Here is a 16,605-nt window from a genome sequence, read left to right on the forward strand (position 1 = left end):
CCTTTCCTTCCCTCTCGCCTACCGGGTTAGCTGACGGGTTCGGAGCAGGAAGGTCTCCTACGGACCCCCTCGCTCACGCGCGGGCGTCCGATTCACCCCAGGGACTGCGATGGGTCCCCGGCTCCCCTGGCTCGCGCCGTACGGGGACTCGGCGATGACTGTCCGGTGCCGCGGGTGCGGCGCACTGCCTGACGAACAGCCCGGATGACGCTAAACGCCGCAACTTTCAATCCCCAAACGGATCGCGGTTTTTGTAGCGCACGCCACAGAGCAGACAGGCAACCTCTCCCTCAAATCGGACATAGAAGGGCCCTGGTGACGCTTCCGTCACCAGGGCCCCACACGCGCGTGACAGCACGTTCACATCCGAGGGTGTGTCTACTCGGCCGTCACGACGGTGACTTCACCGATTCCGAGGGGCTCGACGGCCTTCTTGATCTGCGCCGCGTCGCCGACGAGCACGGTCACCAGCCGGTCCACCGGGAAGGCGCTGACGACGGCCGCGGTGGCCTCCACGGTGCCGGTCTCGGCGAGCCGGCGGTAGAGCGTGGCCTGGTAGTCGTCCGGCAGGTGCTGCTCCACTTGGTCGGCCAGGGTGCTCGCCACGGCGGCGGCCGTCTCGTACTTCAGCGGCGCCACCCCGACGAGGTTCTGTACGGCGACGTCCCGCTCGGCGTCGGTGAGCCCGCCCTCGGCGAGGGTGCGCAGCACCCTCCACAGGTCCTCGAGCGCGGGACCGGTGTTGGGGGTGTCGACGGAGCCGCTGATGGCGAGCATCGCCGCGCCGGTGCCGTCGGGGGTGGAGCGCAGCACCTGCCCGAAGGAGCGCACCCCGTAGGTGTAACCCTTCTCCTCCCGCAGAACGCGGTCCAGGCGGGAGGTGAGGGTGCCGCCGAGGCAGTAGGTGCCGAGGACCTGCGCGGGCCACACGCGGTCGTGCCGGTCGGGGCCGACGCGGCCGATCAGCAGCTGCGTCTGGACGGCGCCGGGGCGGTCCACGATGACGACCCGGCCGGTGTCGTCGGCGGTGACCGGGGGCACCGGCCGGGGTTCGGCGGCGGAGCCGGTCCAGGAACCGAGGGTGTCGGCGAGGAGCGCGTCGAGGTCGGTGCCGGTCAGGTCGCCGACGACCACGGCGGTGGCCGTGGCGGGGCGCACATGGCGCTCGTAGAAGGCGCGTACGGCCGCGGAGTCGATGGCGGCGACGGTCTCCTCGGTGCCCTGGCGCGGGCGGGACATGCGCGAGGTCGCCGGGAAGAGCTGCCGGGACAGCTCCTTGGCGGCGCGCCGGGAGGGGTTGGCCAGCTCGTGCGGGATCTCGTCCAGCCGGTTGCGGACCAGCCGTTCGACCTCGCTGTCGGCGAACGCGGGCGCCCTGAGGGCGTCGGAGAGCAGCCCGAGCGCCTTGGGCAGGCGGGAGACCGGCACTTCGAGGGAGAGCCGGACGCCGGGGTGGTCGGCGTGCGCGTCGAGGGTGGCACCGCAGCGCTCCAGCTCGGCGGCGAACTCCTCGGCGGAGTGCTTGTCGGTGCCCTCGGAGAAGGCCCGCGCCATGACCGTGGCGACGCCGTCCAGACCGGCCGGCTCGGCCTCCAGGGGCGCGTCCAGCAGGATCTCGACGGCGACGACCTGCTGGCCGGGGCGGTGGCAGCGCAGGACCGTCAGGCCGTTGTCGAGGGACCCGCGCGTGGGCGCCGGGAAGGCCCAGACCTTCGGCTCGCCCGCCTCGGGCCGGGGGTGGAACTCCATGGTGGCGAGCTCGGTCACTTGGCCGTCTCCTCGTTGTGGGCGCTTGCTTCCACGGTGGCCGCGGACTCCAGGTCCTCGGTGGGCTCCTCGACGGTCTCCGGGGGGACCGTCGGCTCGTAGACGAGCACCGCGCGGTTGTCGGGGCGCAGGCGGGCCTTGGCGACCTCCTGGACCTCCTCGGGGGTCACCTCCAGCACCCGCTGCACGGCGGTGAGGGCGAGCTGCGGGTCGCCGAACAGGACGGCGTAGCGGCACAGTTCGTCGGCGCGGCCCGCGACCGTGCCGAGCCGGTCCAGCCACTCGCGCTCCAACTGGGCCTGGGCGCGCTCCATCTCCTCCGCCGTGGGGCCCTCCGCCGCGAACCGGGCGAGCTCCTCGTCGATGGCCGCCTCGATGACCGGGACCTCGACGTCACCGGAGGTCTTCACGTCCAGCCAGCCCAGCGAGGGCGCTCCGGCCAGCCGCAGCAGGCCGAACCCGGCGGCGACGGCCGTGCGGTCACGGCGTACGAGACGGTTGTAGAGGCGGGAGGACTCGCCGCCGCCGAGCACCGTCAGGGCCAGGTCGACCGCGTCGCACGCGCGCGTGCCGTCCTCGGGGAGGCGGTAGGCAGCCATCAACGCCCGCGCGGGGACCTCCTCCTCGACGACCTCGCGCAGCTCCTTGCCGATGATCTCCGGCAGCGAGCCGTCGCGCGGGGCGGGCTTGCCGTCATGGGAGGCGATGGAGCCGAAGTACTTCTCCACCCAGGCGAGCGTCTGCTCGGGGTCGATGTCGCCGACGATCGACAGCACGGCGTTGTTGGGCGCGTAGTACGTACGGAAGAACGCGCGCGCGTCCTCCAGGGTCGCCGCGTCCAGGTCGGCCATCGAACCGATCGGCGTGTGGTGGTAGGGGTGGCCCTCGGGGTAGGCGAGAGCGGTCAGCTTCTCGAAGGCCGTGCCGTAGGGGACGTTGTCGTAGCGCTGGCGGCGCTCGTTCTTCACGACGTCGCGCTGGTTCTCCATCGACTCGTCGTCCAGGGCGGCGAGCAGCGAGCCCATGCGGTCGGCCTCCAGCCAGAGGGCGAGCTCCAGCTGGTGCGCGGGCATGGTCTCGAAGTAGTTGGTGCGCTCGAAGCTGGTGGTGCCGTTGAGCGAGCCGCCCGCGCCCTGCACGAGCTCGAAGTGACCGTTGCCCTCGACCTGGGCGGAGCCCTGGAACATCAAGTGCTCGAAAAGGTGAGCCAGGCCGGTGCGCCCCTTGACCTCGTGGCGCGAGCCGACGTCGTACCAGAGGCACACCGCCGCGACCGGGGTCAGGTGGTCCTCCGAGAGCACCACGCGCAGGCCGTTGGCCAGGCGGTGCTCGGTCGCTGTCAGGCCTCCGGAGCCTGCCTGGGTGGTGGCCGTGTGACCCATGGGCATGTACGTCCCTTCGATCGCGGACGCGGTCTCGAAACCGCGGTTTTCCTGCCGGTCCTGCCACTGTATGCAAGCGTGCGGGGCCGCGGCGAAGTTCCCGGGCCGCGTACGCCGAGGGCGGATGCCGACAGCGGATCGCGTAGCCTGCGGGCAGCCGTGAGCGGAGGCCCCTCTCCGCGCCGGGGCGGACGGGCGACGCCGGGTCCTGGTCCGGGTTGTCAGTGCCGCGGTCCACAATGGTCCGCGTCGGATCCAGTTCACGCGTCAGCATGAGCGCCCCGTAGGTGAGCACACAGAAAAAGGAGCCTTGGCAGCGATGGCCCGCCGCAGCACGAAGACCCCGCCGCCCGACGACTCGTACGAGGAGAAGATCCTCGACATCGACGTCGTCGACGAGATGCAGGGCTCCTTCCTCGAGTACGCGTACTCGGTCATCTACTCCCGTGCCCTGCCGGACGCCCGTGACGGCCTCAAGCCGGTGCACCGCCGGATCGTCTACCAGATGAACGAGATGGGCCTGCGCCCCGACCGCGGCTATGTGAAGTGCGCGCGCGTGGTCGGCGAGGTCATGGGTAAGTTGCACCCGCACGGCGACGCGTCGATCTACGACGCGCTGGTGCGCATGGCGCAGCCCTTCTCGATGCGGCTCCCCCTGGTCGACGGCCACGGCAACTTCGGCTCGCTGGGCAACGACGACCCGCCGGCCGCCATGCGGTACACCGAGTGCCGGCAGGCCGCCGCGACCAGCCTGATGACCGAGTCGATCGACGAGGACACGGTCGACTTCGCGCCCAACTACGACGGCCAGGAGCAGGAGCCGGTGGCGCTGCCCGCCGCGTTCCCGAACCTCCTGGTCAACGGCGCGTCGGGCATCGCGGTCGGCATGGCCACCAACATGCCCCCGCACAACCTCGCCGAGGTCATCGCGGCGGCCCGCCACCTGATCCGCCACCCGAACGCGGATCTGGACGCCCTGATGCGCCACGTCCCGGGCCCCGACCTGCCCACCGGCGGCCGGATCGTCGGCCTGACCGGCATCCGGGACGCCTACGAGACCGGCCGCGGCACCTTCAAGATCCGCGCGACGGTGGCCGTGGAGAACGTGACGGCGCGCCGCAAGGGCCTCGTCGTCACCGAGCTGCCCTTCACGGTCGGCCCCGAGAAGGTCATCGCCAAGATCAAGGACCTGGTCGGCTCGAAGAAGCTCCAGGGCATCGCCGACGTCAAGGACCTCACCGACCGCGCGCACGGCCTGCGCCTGGTCATCGAGATCAAGAACGGCTTCGTGCCGGAGGCGGTGCTGGAGCAGCTGTACAAGCTGACGCCGATGGAGGAGTCCTTCGGCATCAACAACGTCGCCCTGGTCGACGGCCAGCCCCTCACCCTGGGCCTCAAGGAGCTGCTGGAGGTCTACCTCGACCACCGTTTCGAGGTCGTGCGGCGCCGCAGCGAGTTCCGCCGCACCAAGCGGCGCGACCGGCTGCACCTGGTGGAGGGCCTGCTCACCGCGCTCGTCGACATCGACGAGGTCATCCGGCTGATCCGCTCCAGCGAGAACAGCGCCGAGGCCAAGCAGCGCCTGATGGAGCGCTTCTCGCTGTCGGAGATCCAGACGCAGTACATCCTGGACACCCCGCTGCGCCGGCTCACCAAGTACGACCGCATCGAACTGGAGGCGGAGAAGGACCGGCTCAACGAGGAGATCGCCGAGCTGACCCGGATCCTGGACTCGGACGCCGAGCTGCGCAAGCTGGTCTCCAACGAACTGGCCTCGGTGGCCAAGAAGTTCGGCACCGAGCGGCGTACGGTCCTGCTGGACTCGGCGGGCGCGGTGTCCGCCGCCGTACCGCTCCAGGTGGCCGACGACCCGTGCCGGGTTCTGCTGTCCTCCACGGGCCTTCTGGCCCGTACGGCGAACGGCGACCCGTTCGCGGAGGACGCCGACACCAAGCGCGCCAAGCACGACGTGATCGTCTCGGCGGTGCCGGCCACGGCCCGCGGTGAGGTGGGCGCGGTGACGTCCGCGGGCCGGCTGCTGCGGATCAGCGTCGTCGACCTGCCGACGCTGCCGGACACGGCGGCGCGTCCCACCCTCTCGGGCGGCGCTCCGCTGACGGAGTTCGTCTCCCTGGAGGGCGACGAGACGGTGGTCTGCCTGACCACGCTGGACGAGTCCTCCCCCGGCCTGGCGCTCGGCACCGAGCAGGGTGTCGTCAAGCGCGTGGTGCCCGACTATCCGTCCAACAAGGAGGAGTTGGAGGTCATCACCCTCAAGGAGGGCGACCGGATCGTCGGCGCGGTGGAACTGCGCACCGGCGAGGAGGACCTGGTCTTCATCACGGACGACGCGCAACTGCTGCGCTACCAGGCCGCGCAGGTGCGTCCGCAGGGCCGGCCTGCGGGCGGTGTGGCGGGCATCAAGCTGACCGAGGGCGCGAAGGTCATCTCCTTCACGGCGGTGGACCCGGCGGCCGACGCGGTCGTCTTCACCGTCGCGGGCTCGCGCGGCACGCTGGACGACTCGGTCCAGACGACGGCCAAGCTGACCCCGTTCGACCAGTACCCGCGCAAGGGACGCGCGACCGGCGGGGTCCGCTGCCAGCGGTTCCTGAAGGGCGAGGACTGTCTCTCGCTGGCCTGGGCGGGCCCCGCTCCGGCCCGGGCGGCGCAGAAGAACGGCACCCCGGCCGAGCTTCCGGAGATGGACCCGCGCCGCGACGGCTCGGGCGTGTCGCTGCCGAAGACGGTGGCGGTGGTGGCGGGCCCGGTCTAGGCCACGTCGCCGGGCTCGTCCTCGGTGCCCTGTACGTAGCGCAGGACGCCCCACATGCCGTGCTCGTCGGCGTGCGGGGCGTCGCTGCGGCACGCCTCGAGTTCCTTGCCGAGGGCGGGGGCGTCGATGCCGGAGCCGATGAGGACGAGCTGGGTGAGCCGCTCCTCGGCGGGCGCCCAGGGTTCGGGGTAGAACCGCAGGAAGCTCCCGACGGCGTGCACGGCGTACCGGTTCAGGGTGTCGTGGGGGCCGAAGTCGACGTACCCCTTGATCCGGTAGAGCCCCTCTGGGCGGCTGTCGAGGAAGCTCATGAGGGCGCGGGGGTCGAGGGGCTGCCGCGACACGAACGAGACGCTGTCGTAGCCGGTGTGCAGATGCCCGTCGTGGTCACCGTGCTCGTGCAGGTCGTCGAAGGACAGCTGCCCGACGCGCTCCTCGCCGGGCCGGCAGTCGAAGAGGAACTCCGGGTCGATACGGCCGTGGACGGCGGGTACGACGGCGGCGCGCGGGGCGAGCTCCCGGACGCGCGGGACGAGCTGGTCCGGGTCCGCGACGCGGTCGAGCTTGTTGACGACGACGAGGTCGGCGAGGGCGAGATGGCGGTCGATCTCGGGGTGCCTGGCGCGGGTGGCGTCGAACTCGGCGGCGTCGACGACCTCGACGAGACCGCCGTAGACCATCCCCGGATGCTCGCTGGCGAGCACCATGCGGACCAGTTCCTGCGGCTCGGCGAGACCGCTGGCCTCGATGACGATGACGTCGAGGCCGGCGGAGGGGGCGGCGAGGCGTTCCAGGTAGCGGTCGAGCTCAGTGGCGTCGACGGCGCAGCACAGGCAGCCGTTGCCGAGGGAGACGGTCGAGTCGCCGAGCGCGCCGGCCACGGCCATGGCGTCGATCTCGATGGCCCCGAAGTCGTTGACGAGCGCTCCGATCCGGCTGCCTTTGCTGCGGTGGAGGAGATGGTTGAGGAGCGTCGTCTTGCCGGAGCCGAGGAAACCGGCGAGAACGACGACGGGGATCTGCTGCGCAGTGCGGCTGCGGACCAACGAGCGACCTCTCTCACACCTACGCGTGCACCGGCTCACGTTCCGGCGAGCGTACGAACAATGAATGCCGGTCCAGGATACGAGCCGCGAGAAACCGCGCGAAGTGAACGATTGTTAGCTGCGCCAGCGGGGCAGACGTTGGGCATGGCGCCGGACTGTGCGACCCTCGCTTCCCTCCGTGCGCCTCCTCTCCGCCTCCCCGCCGATCAGAGCCGCTCGGCACCCTGGGAGACGGCAAGCGCCGCCCACCGCTCGCCGGTCCCCTTCAGTCGACCCGCACCCCGACGACCGGCGGACGGCCGCCTGATTCGGGGGTTGACATGGCCACACAGAGTTCTGGCATTCGGAGGATCGGTTCTGCGGTGCGAGCGGGGTTCGTGGCCATGAGCCACTCCCTGGCCGCACCGAGCACGCGCCACCACAAGAAAGCAGCGCTCCGCGAACAGCATCGACTCCATCTGACCCTGCTCTGCAAGGCCATGGACGACCCTGCGCTCGCCGCGGTCCTCGACACCTACGAGACCGATGTCCCCCTGGACAAGCAGCGCCAGTTCCTCTTCGCCAACGCGCTCTACATCAACGCCCTGCACTTCCACCGGATCGGCGCCCTGAGCCGGGCCGAACTCCACGGACATCTGCGGGTCATGTGCCGCAACGAGGTGTTCCAGGAGTACTGGGAGGCGACGCGGCACCACCGCAAGAGCCTTCCGGCCGTCTCGGAGGAGTTCGAGCTGGGCCGGATGATGGACGAACTCATCCAGGAACTCGCCGACTCCGACACCGAACAGTGGTGGGTCGTCGGCCGGCCACCCTCCGACGACGCGCCTTGATTCCGGCGTGCGGAGCGGTCAGGAGCCGCTCCCGAAATTCACTCCCCCGCCTGTTCGTAACTGCCGCCGCACGCACGGCAAAGTCGATATCTTGTCGCTGGCCCTCTCCGGGCGCTCCGACGAACACCCCTTGCGCTCGGAGAATTTCGTCGACTCCGGCGCACCCTTGTCCGGAGGCCGCCCTGCCTGGAGGACTCATTTTCCCTCCCAAGAAGGCGGTATCTCTCCGTGAAGATCGTGCGACGTGTCGGGGCTTCCCCTCGTGAGCGCGGCAGCGCCACCGGCCAGACCTGCCCCGACATCTTCGAGCTCAGCAACGGCGACTTCGCCGTCATTGGGCGCGAAGCGACCGCGGAGCTCGACCCCGAGCTTCCGTCCGACGCCGCACGGGCCGACTACGAGCGGATCGTGGTCATCTCACGCGAGACACTGCTGCGCGCCAGACCTGACATTCCCGATGCCTGATCCGCCCCGCGCAGCCCGGTACGCCTCCCTGCCGGGCTTCGCGCGTCAGGCCGCCCGCCGGGGTACCGCCACCGGCGCCCCCGGCCCCACGTACCGCGCCGCCGGGCGGATGATCTTGGGGTCCTCCGCCTGTTCCAGGATGTTGGCGCTCCAGCCCACCACGCGGGCCGCCGCGAAGGTGGGGGTGAACATCTCGCGGGGCAGGCCGCAGAGTTCCATGACCACGCCCGCGTAGAACTCGACGTTGGTGTGGAGTTCGCGGCCGGGTTTCAGTTCGGCGAGGATCGCCTCGACCCGGCGTTCCACCTCCACGGCGAAGTCCACGCGCGGACCGCCGAAGCGCTGGGCGATCTCGCGGAGCATGCGGGAGCGGGGGTCCTCCGTGCGGTAGACGGCGTGGCCGAAGCCCATGATGCGGTCGCCGGCGAGGACGCGTCCGCGGATCCAGGGGGCGATGCGCTCGGGCGTTCCGATCGCGTCCAGGGTGTCCAGCGCCCGGCTGGGCGCGCCCCCGTGCAGAGGACCGGACAGCGCCCCGACCGCCCCCATCAGACAGGCCGCCACATCCGCTCCGGTAGAGGCGATGACCCGCGCCGTGAACGTTGATGCATTGAATCCGTGGTCAATGGTTGAGATCAAGTATTGCTCGACGGCCCTCACCCGCACCGGATCCGGTTCCGAACCCGTCAACATGTACAGGTAGTTCGCCGCGTACGACAGATCCTCCCGCGGCTCGACCGGGTCCAGCCCTTCACCCAGCCGGTACAGCGCCGTCAGCAGCGTCGGTACGGCGGCCGCCGCGGTGAGCACGTCCCGGCGGCGCTCGTCCGCGTCGAGGTCGTACACCGGCCGGAAGCCCCGCACCGCACCGAGCAGCGACAGCGCGGTGCGCATCCCGGCCAGCGGGCCGGAGCCGCCCGCGCCTCCGCTCGCCCCGGCGACGGCAGGCAGGACCGCGCGGACCTCGTCCGGCAGCGACCGCAGCGCCGCGGTCTCTGCGGCGAAGGCCGCGGCACGCTCGGCGTCCGGCAGCTCGCCGTGGACCAGCAGATGCCAGACGTCCTCGAAGGCGCGGGTCTGCGCGAGTTCGACGGCCGAGTACTGGCGGTAGTGATAGAAGCCCTCCAGCCCTCGGACGTCACCGATGGCGGTGTCGGTGACGACGACGCCGGCGAGTCCTCGCGGCGCCTCGACGAGAGCAGGGGCCGACCTGTTGACGGACATGATTTCCTCCCTGGACTTGATTTGACTGTCCATGCTTGACTCAATCTCTGTCAATATTGATCGAGTCAATATATGCGTCAATACATCATCCAGCGGATACGGTGACCCCCATGCGCGATCAAGAGCCCGGCTCCCCCCACCCGACCCGGCGGCTGACCACCAAGGAGGCCGCCGAACTGCTCGGCGTGAAGCCCGAGACCGTGTACGCGTACGTCAGCCGCGGCCAGCTCAGCAGCCGGCGGGTGCCCAGCGGCCGGGGCAGCACCTTCGACGCGCAGGAGGTCGAGGCGCTCGCACGGCGCAACCGGCGTGAGAGCAGCGGGACTTCGGGATCGGGCGGTGAGCTGGCGGTGCGCACCCGCATCACGTTCATCGACACGGACCGGTACTACTTCCGGGGCGTCGACGCGGCCGAACTCGCCGTCCGGCACTCCTACGAGGAGGTCGCCGAGTGGCTGTGGACCGGCCTGCTGCGCCCCGACATCGTCTTCGCCGCCCCCGAGGCCACGGTCGCCGCCGCCCGCCGCGCGGCGGACGCCCTGCCCGAACACGCCGGGCCCACCGACCGGTTGAGGGTCGCGGCCATCGCCGCCGCGACAGTGGACCCGCTGCGCTTCGACCTGTCCGAGGACGCCGTCCTGGGCACCGCGCGCAGCCTCATCCCCACCCTCGTCGCCGCCCTGCCGCCGGTGCGCCGCGGCCACTGCGACGCGGGCCCGCTGGCGCACCGGCTGTGGGCCCGGCTCAGCGGCCACGAGGCGGACGAGGCCTCGCTGCGCACCCTGGACACGGCACTGGCCCTGCTGGTCGACCACGACCTCGCCGCCTCGACGCTCGCGGTACGCGTCGCAGCGTCCGCCCGCGCCCACGCCTACGCGGCCGTCTCGGCGGGCCTGGGCGTCCTCGAAGGCCCCCTGCACGGCGCCGCCAGCGGGCTTGCCCACCGGATGCTGCTGGACGTCCTCGACCGCGGCGACGCGGCCCCGGTGATCGCCGAGGAGCTGCGGGCCGGCCGCCGCGTCCCCGGGCTCGGCCACCGGCTGTACCCGGGCGAAGACCCCCGCGCGCGTGTGCTGTTCGGGCTGCTGGAGGAGATCCCGCGGGCCGAACCCGCGCTCGCGGCGGCCCGCGACATCGTCGCCACGACCGCCCGCCACACGCCGCTGCACGCCAATGTCGACCTGGCGCTGGCCGTGCTCACCGCCTCCAGCGGTATGCCCGCCACCGCGGGCGAGACGATCTTCGCCGTGGCCCGAACGGCGGGCTGGATCGCCCACGCCCTGGAGGAGTACGGCGAGCGCCCGCTGCGGATGCGCCCCAGCGGTCACTACGTGGGCCCGAGGCCCCCGCAACCATTGCCGGAGTAGGACGCAGCCATTGCCGGAGCAGGACACGAGCGGTTCGGTGAGCGACACCGGATCAACTCAGGTTAGGCTCACCTTTGTGAGTACTTGCTCAAGTGACTCCCGGGACCTCGGCGAGCCCATCGCGGGCACCGCGGCCACCGCGAGGACCTGGCTGCTGCTGGAACAGCCCGGCCCGTGGGGTGCCAAGGCGCTCACCTCCAGCCATCTGGACCCCGCACTGGGCCGCGCACTGGAGGCTGCCGCCAAGCACACCGGGGTGCGTGTGGCGCTCATCCGCCGCCCCGGGCGGCACGCCGACGGCGGCACACCCGTCGAGCGGCAGGTGTACGCCGCCCACACCACCCCGGGTCATGCCTGGCTGCACGGCGCGGCGGTCCGCGATCCGCGCCGGCTGCTCGACCTCGACTTCGCCGCGCTCGGCAGGGGCGACGCCCGCTCCTTCGACTCGGCGCTGGGGGCGGGGCCGTACACGGGCGACCCGCTCGCGCTGGTGTGCACCAACGGCAAGCGGGACCGGTGCTGCGCCCTCCTGGGCCGCCCCCTCGCCGCCGAGCTGGCCGCCTCCGGCGTCGGTGGCGTCTGGGAGGTCACCCATCTGGGTGGACATCGCTTCTCGCCGACGCTGCTGGTCCTGCCGTACGGCTACGCCTACGGCCGGGCCGAGGCGCACTCCGTGCAGGAGATCCTCCGCGAGGTGCGGGAGGGCCGGGTCGTCGTCGAGGGATGCCGCGGGAGCTCCGCCTGGGAGCGGCCGGGGCAGGCGGCCGAGCTGGCCGTGCGCAGGGCCCTGGGCGAGTACGCGGTGAACGTGCTGAGCGTCGTCCGTACGGAGGGTGCCGCGCCGCGCTGGACGGTGACCGTCGCGCACGCCGACGGACGCCTCTGGCATGTGGTCGTCACCCAGGGAGCCGCGCTGCCGCCCCGCGCGGAGAGCTGCGGAGCCTCGGTGCTGGGCTCGCCCGCGCAGATGGACGTGGTCGCGGTGCGGGAGCTGGCGACCGCGACGGCACTGGCGGGCTGACCGGCCCGTCGACCGTGACCGGCCTCCCTCGTGGACCGGCCCTGTCCACCATTGATCAAGAGGCCCCGCGTCCACCATTGATCAAGAGATCCGGGCCACACCCCCTTCGGTGCTCCCGACGCGTCCACGTACCGTCTGGGGTATGAGCCCCACTGCCCCCGCGCGCCGTCTGCGCCTCGGCCTGCCGCGGCGGATGTTCTCGCAGGTGCTGCTGATGCAGGTGGCCATCGCGGCGGGTGTCGCGGTGCTCGCGACCGGCCTGTTCCTCGCCCCGCTCGGCAACCAGCTCGACGACCAGGCGATGCGCCGGGCCCTCGCCATCGCCCAGACCACCGCCGTCCAGCCGCGGATCGCCGAGGACGTCGTGAACACGCCTCCGACGGCCGGCGGCCCCGTCCAGGAGGCGGCGGAGCGGATCCGGAGGGCCACCCGGGCCGAGTACGTCGTGGTGATGGACTGGCGTGGGGTGCGCTGGTCGCACCCCACGCCCGGCGAGATCGGCAGGACGGTGTCCACCGATCCCGGGCAGGCCCTCGCCGGTCACGAAGTCATGCAGATCGACGACGGCACCCTCGGCCGCACCGCCCGCGGCAAGGTGCCGCTGCGCGACAGCGACGGGGACATCGTGGGCGCGGTCTCGGTCGGGATCGCGTACGACAGTGTCCGCGCCCGGCTGATCCACGCGATACCGGAGCTGCTGGCGTATGCGGGCGGTGCGCTGGCGGTCGGCGCGCTGGCCGCGTGGCTGATCTCTCGGCGGGTCCAGCGGCAGACGCGTGACCTGGCCTTCTCCGACATCGCGGCGCTGCTCGCGGAGCGCGAGGCGATGCTGCACGGCATCCGGGAGGGCGTCGTCGCCCTGGACCGCGCGGGGCGGGTGCGGCTGCTGAACGACGAGGCGCGCCGGCTGCTCGGCGTCGGCGAGGAGGCCGTCGGCCGCTCCCTGGACGAGGCGCTGGGGGAAGGCCGTACGACCGATGTGCTGGCCGGGCGGGTCACGGGCACCGATCTGCTCACCGTGCGCGGCCGGCGCGTCCTGGTCGCCAACCGGATGCCCACCGACGACGGCGGCGCGGTCGCCACCCTGCGCGACCGCACGGAGCTGGAGCAGCTCGGGCGGGAGCTGGACTCCACGCGCGGCCTGATCGACGCTCTGCGCGCCCAGGACCATGAGCACGCCAACCGGATGCACACGCTTCTCGGGCTGCTGGAGCTGGAGATGTACGACGACGCCATGGAGTTCGTCGGCGAGGTGGTGGGTGACCACAGGGTGACCGCGGAACAGATCACGGAGAAGATCCAGGACCCGCTGCTGGCGGCGCTGCTGGTGGGCAAGGCGACCGTGGCGGCGGAGCGCGGGGTCGCGCTGCTGGTGTCGGAGCGGACGCGGCTCCCGGACCGCTTGATCGACCCCCGGGGCATCGTCACGATCGTCGGGAACCTGGTGGACAACGCCCTGGACGCGGTCGCCGGGACGGCGCACGCGCGCGTGGAGGTCGAGTTGCGCACCGAGGGGCGCGCGGCCGTCCTGCGGGTGCGGGACACGGGGCCGGGGATCCCGGCCGCACAGCGCGAGTTGATCTTCACGGAGGGCTGGTCCACGAAGGAGGCACCGGCCCATCGCGAGCGCGGGATCGGTCTCTCCCTGGTGCGCAGGCTCGCCGAACGGCAGGGCGGCGCCGCCACCGTGGACCAGGCGCACGGGGGCGGCGCGGAGTTCACCGTCGTCCTGCCCGAGGCGCTCACCGAGCCGGACGCCGAACCGGCCCTCACCGGGCCCCTGGCACACCGCACCGCCGAGAGGGAGTCGCGATGATCGAGGTTTTGGTCGTGGACGACGACACACGGGTCGCGCGGGTCAATGCCGCCTACGTGGAGAAGGTGCCGGGCTTCCACGTGGCCGGCGAGGCGCACAGCGCTGCCGAGGCGCTGCGGCGGGTCGAGGAGCTGCCCCGGGTGGACCTGGTCCTGATGGACCACTACCTGCCCGACGAAACGGGTCTGTCGGTCGTCCGGGAGATGCGGCGGCGCGGCCACCGGGCCGACGTGATCATGGTGACGGCGGCCCGGGACGTCTCCACCGTCCAGGAGGCGATGCGGCACGGCGCGCTCCAGTACCTGGTCAAGCCGTTCGCCTTCGCGGGCCTGCGCACCAAGCTGGAGGCGTACGCGGAGCTGCGCCGCACCCTCGACGGAGGCGGCGAGGCCGAACAGGCCGAGGTGGACCGGATCTTCGGCGCGCTCTCCGCGCCGTCGGAGCCGGCGCTGCCCAAGGGCCACTCCCCCACGACCGCCGACGTCGTCCGCCGCTGCCTGATCGGCGCCGAAGGCCCTCTGTCCGCCCAGGAGATCGCGGAGCGCACCGGCATCAGCCGCCAGACCGCCCAGCGGTATCTGAAGCTCCTGGAGCGCACGGGCCGGGCACGGCTCACCCTCAAGTACGGGGACGCGGGCCGCCCGGAACACCGTTACGTGTGGGCGACCCGCGCCTGAGGGCACGGCCGGCGGTGGGGGCGGGGAAGCGGCCGTACCCCCTGTCCATACGGATCCGGCACGCCGTTGTCTCCGGCGGCGCCGTTACGGCTAGGCCGCCCCCGCCCCGGTGAGCGACCGCACCTCGGTCTCCGCGTGCTTGGCCTCGTCCGGGACCTCCCCGGAGGTGGCGGTGCCGAGCCAGCCGGCGAGGAAGCCGAGCGGGATCGAGACGATGCCGGGGTTCTGCAGCGGGAACACCTGGAAGTCGACGCCGGGGAACAGGGAGTCGGGGCTGCCGGACACCACGGGGGACAGCAGCACGAGCGCGACGGCCGGGATCAGGCCGCCGTACACCGACCAGACGGCACCGCGGGTGGTGAAGCCGCGCCAGAACAGGGAGTAGAGCAGCACGGGCAGGTTGGCGGACGCGGCGACGGCGAAGGCGAGGCCCACCAGGAAGGCGACGTTGAGGTCGCGGGCGAGCAGGCCGAGGGCGATGGCGACGACGCCGATGCCGACCGCGGCGACCCGGGCGACGGCGACCTCGCTGCGCGGTGCGGCGCGCCGGCGCCGCAGTGACGCGTACAGGTCGTGGGCCACGGACGCGGAGGAGGCGAGGGTGATCCCGGCGACCACGGCGAGGATGGTGGCGAAGGCGACGGCGGCGACGATCGCGAACAGAACCGTTCCACCGGCGGATTCCGGCCCGCCGCCCAGATCGAGGGCGAGCAGCGGTACGGCTGTGTTGCCCGCGGCGTTCGAGCGGCGCACCACGTCGGTGCCGACGATCGCGGCGGCGCCGAAGCCGAGGACGATCGTCATCAGGTAGAAGCTGCCGATGAGTCCGATCGACCAGACCACCGAGCGCCGGGCCGCGCGGGCGGTGGGCACGGTGTAGAAGCGGGACAGGATGTGCGGCAGCCCCGCGGTGCCGAGCACCAGGGCGATGCCGAGGCTGATGAAGTCGAAGCGGGCGGTCCAGTCGGCACCGTACTTGAGCCCGGGCGCGAGGAACGATGCGCCGTGGCCGCTGCGTTCGGCCGCGGTGAGCAGCAGTGCGTCGAAGTCGCCGTGGAAGCGCACCAGGACGAGCACGGTCAGGGTGATGGTGCCGCCGAGCAGCAGGACCGCTTTGACGATCTGGATCCAGGTGGTGGCTCGCATCCCTCCCAACGACACATAGATGACCATGAGCGCGCCGACGCCGATGACGGTCCAGGTCCGCGCCGCCTCGCTCTGGCCGCCGAGCAGCAGCGCGACCAGGCTGCCCGCACCCACCATCTGCGCCACCAGATACAGAACGGACACGGTGACCGAGGAAGTTCCCGCCGCGATCCTGACGGGCCGCTCGCGCATCCGCGCAGCGACGACGTCGGCCAGGGTGAACCGGCCGCAGTTGCGGACCAGTTCGGCGACCAGGAACAGCACGACCAGCCAGGCGACGAGGAAGCCCACCGAGTAGAGCAGTCCGTCGTAGCCGTAGAGCGCGATGAGTCCGGAGATGCCGAGGAAGGAGGCGGCCGACATGTAGTCGCCCGCGATGGCAAAACCATTCTCCATCGGCGAGAAGAGCCGGCCGCCGGCGTAGAACTCCTCGGCCGAACCGTGGCGGTGGCGGCTCACCCAGGTCGTGATCGCGAGGGTGACCGCGACGAACGCGCTGAACAGCAGCAGCGCCAGGGTCTGATGATCGCCCGTCACGAGTGGCCGCCCTTCGCGGCGCGGGTCAGCTCCTGGGTGTCCCAGCGCAGGTCCAGCGCGGGCCGGTCGCGGCGCAGGCGCGCGTGCCGGGCGTAGGCCCAGGTGAGCAGGAAGGTGGAGAGGAACTGCCCGAGGCCGGCGAGCATCGCCACGTTCACCGCGCCGGCCACGGGCCGGGCCATCAGCCCCGGTGCGGTGGTGGCGGTCACGACGTAGCCGATGTACCAGGCCAGGAAGCCGATGACGGCCGGCACCACGAACCTCCGGTACCGGCTGCGCACCTCCTGGAAGGCGGCGCTGCGCTGCACCTCCAGGTAGATGTCGGCCGCGGCCCTCGCGCCCTCCTCGCGGGGCTCGGGGACGGCGTCGGCACCGGCGTCCGCCTCACCCCAGCCGGAGGCCAGCGCGTCGTACCAGGGGTCGTCGTAGGGCACGCGCGCGTGGGAGCGACCGTTGCTTGACTGCATGCCCAAGGATGGACAGAACGGGAAGATCCCCGACTCTTGTTCCCCTCGCCTTTCACCCCATCAGGTGATTTGTCCCGGAGGAAG

The 16,605-nt window shown here is 71.8% G+C and carries 13 protein-coding genes and 1 riboswitch; of the genes, 7 read left to right on the forward strand and 6 right to left on the reverse strand.

The genetic code is table 11. The annotated features are described in order from the left end of the window. Positions 1-164, reverse strand: a riboswitch (cyclic di-AMP (ydaO/yuaA leader). A gap of 214 nt (positions 165-378) precedes the next feature. Both ACFYW5_RS29045 and ACFYW5_RS29050 read right to left on the reverse strand, forming a co-directional pair. Then, the gene (locus ACFYW5_RS29045) at positions 379-1,767 is read right to left on the reverse strand and encodes a M16 family metallopeptidase (RefSeq protein ID WP_389420048.1); all 1,389 of its coding nucleotides are present in this window, start codon (positions 1,765-1,767) and stop codon (positions 379-381) included. Continuing rightward, positions 1,764-3,155, reverse strand: coding sequence for a M16 family metallopeptidase (locus ACFYW5_RS29050; RefSeq protein WP_389420049.1), 1,392 nt, complete (start codon positions 3,153-3,155; stop codon positions 1,764-1,766). Before ACFYW5_RS29050 ends, ACFYW5_RS29045 begins: the two co-directional genes overlap by 4 nt. A 313-nt stretch (positions 3,156-3,468) precedes the next feature. Between ACFYW5_RS29050 and ACFYW5_RS29055 the strand changes: the two genes are divergently transcribed. Continuing rightward, a complete protein-coding gene (locus ACFYW5_RS29055) occupies positions 3,469-5,925 on the forward strand; it encodes a DNA topoisomerase (ATP-hydrolyzing) subunit A (RefSeq protein WP_389420050.1) in 2,457 nt (818 codons plus the stop codon). Here the strand turns inward: ACFYW5_RS29055 and ACFYW5_RS29060 are convergent. Next, positions 5,922-6,971: a CobW family GTP-binding protein gene (locus tag ACFYW5_RS29060; RefSeq protein WP_389420051.1), complete on the reverse strand. Its 1,050-nt coding sequence runs from the start codon at positions 6,969-6,971 to the stop codon at positions 5,922-5,924. The genes ACFYW5_RS29055 and ACFYW5_RS29060 overlap by 4 nt on opposite strands. A 383-nt stretch (positions 6,972-7,354) precedes the next feature. Here ACFYW5_RS29060 and ACFYW5_RS29065 point away from each other — a divergent pair, with 383 nt between their 5' ends. Both ACFYW5_RS29065 and ACFYW5_RS29070 read left to right on the forward strand, forming a co-directional pair. After that, positions 7,355-7,801: a DUF6082 family protein gene (locus ACFYW5_RS29065; protein ID WP_389420052.1), complete on the forward strand. Its 447-nt coding sequence runs from the start codon at positions 7,355-7,357 to the stop codon at positions 7,799-7,801. A gap of 228 nt (positions 7,802-8,029) precedes the next feature. After that, positions 8,030-8,266 carry a hypothetical protein gene (locus ACFYW5_RS29070; RefSeq protein WP_389420053.1) on the forward strand — a complete coding sequence of 79 codons (237 nt, stop codon included), beginning with the start codon at positions 8,030-8,032 and terminating at the stop codon, positions 8,264-8,266. 45 nt (positions 8,267-8,311) lie between these two features. Here the strand turns inward: ACFYW5_RS29070 and ACFYW5_RS29075 are convergent, their stop codons facing one another. Then, entirely contained in the window at positions 8,312-9,490 is a 1,179-nt protein-coding gene (locus ACFYW5_RS29075; RefSeq protein ID WP_389420054.1) for a citrate synthase/methylcitrate synthase, read from the reverse strand. Between the two features lie 110 nt (positions 9,491-9,600). Here ACFYW5_RS29075 and ACFYW5_RS29080 point away from each other — a divergent pair, with 110 nt between their 5' ends. From ACFYW5_RS29080 to ACFYW5_RS29095, 4 genes are all read left to right on the forward strand, one after another. Beyond that, positions 9,601-10,857, forward strand: coding sequence for a citrate synthase (locus ACFYW5_RS29080; protein ID WP_389420055.1), 1,257 nt, complete (start codon positions 9,601-9,603; stop codon positions 10,855-10,857). A gap of 76 nt (positions 10,858-10,933) precedes the next feature. Continuing rightward, a complete protein-coding gene (locus ACFYW5_RS29085) occupies positions 10,934-11,878 on the forward strand; it encodes a sucrase ferredoxin (protein ID WP_389420056.1) in 945 nt (314 codons plus the stop codon). Between the two features lie 142 nt (positions 11,879-12,020). Next, on the forward strand, positions 12,021-13,694 hold the full coding sequence (locus tag ACFYW5_RS29090) for an ATP-binding protein (protein WP_389420057.1): 1,674 nt from the start codon (positions 12,021-12,023) through the stop codon (positions 13,692-13,694). Next, positions 13,691-14,371, forward strand: coding sequence for a response regulator (locus tag ACFYW5_RS29095; protein WP_389420058.1), 681 nt, complete (start codon positions 13,691-13,693; stop codon positions 14,369-14,371). Before ACFYW5_RS29090 ends, ACFYW5_RS29095 begins: the two co-directional genes overlap by 4 nt. Positions 14,372-14,461: 90 nt before the next feature. On the opposite strand, the gene ACFYW5_RS29100 is transcribed toward ACFYW5_RS29095, so the two are convergent. After that, positions 14,462-16,054 carry a cation acetate symporter gene (locus tag ACFYW5_RS29100; protein WP_389420059.1) on the reverse strand — a complete coding sequence of 531 codons (1,593 nt, stop codon included), beginning with the start codon at positions 16,052-16,054 and terminating at the stop codon, positions 14,462-14,464. Beyond that, positions 16,051-16,521 carry a DUF485 domain-containing protein gene (locus ACFYW5_RS29105; RefSeq protein WP_389420060.1) on the reverse strand — a complete coding sequence of 157 codons (471 nt, stop codon included), beginning with the start codon at positions 16,519-16,521 and terminating at the stop codon, positions 16,051-16,053. The genes ACFYW5_RS29100 and ACFYW5_RS29105 overlap by 4 nt, the downstream gene beginning before the upstream one ends. Between the last annotated feature and the right edge of the window lie 84 nt (positions 16,522-16,605).

Source organism: Streptomyces sp. NPDC002779 (assembly GCF_042888685.1).
Lineage (GTDB): Bacteria > Actinomycetota > Actinomycetes > Streptomycetales > Streptomycetaceae > Streptomyces.

Bases quoted from the DNA above. Each gene is read 5' to 3' on its own strand.
- ACFYW5_RS29105 (WP_389420060.1), bottom strand. From the start codon at position 16,521: ATGCAGTCAAGCAACGGTCGCTCCCACGCGCGCGTGCCCTACGACGAC.
- ACFYW5_RS29090 (WP_389420057.1), top strand. From the start codon at position 12,021: ATGAGCCCCACTGCCCCCGCGCGCCGTCTGCGCCTCGGCCTGCCGCGG.
- ACFYW5_RS29095 (WP_389420058.1), top strand. From the start codon at position 13,691: ATGATCGAGGTTTTGGTCGTGGACGACGACACACGGGTCGCGCGGGTC.
- ACFYW5_RS29080 (WP_389420055.1), top strand. From the start codon at position 9,601: ATGCGCGATCAAGAGCCCGGCTCCCCCCACCCGACCCGGCGGCTGACC.
- ACFYW5_RS29055 (WP_389420050.1), top strand. From the start codon at position 3,469: ATGGCCCGCCGCAGCACGAAGACCCCGCCGCCCGACGACTCGTACGAG.
- ACFYW5_RS29075 (WP_389420054.1), bottom strand. From the start codon at position 9,490: ATGTCCGTCAACAGGTCGGCCCCTGCTCTCGTCGAGGCGCCGCGAGGA.
- ACFYW5_RS29065 (WP_389420052.1), top strand. From the start codon at position 7,355: ATGAGCCACTCCCTGGCCGCACCGAGCACGCGCCACCACAAGAAAGCA.
- ACFYW5_RS29050 (WP_389420049.1), bottom strand. From the start codon at position 3,155: ATGCCCATGGGTCACACGGCCACCACCCAGGCAGGCTCCGGAGGCCTG.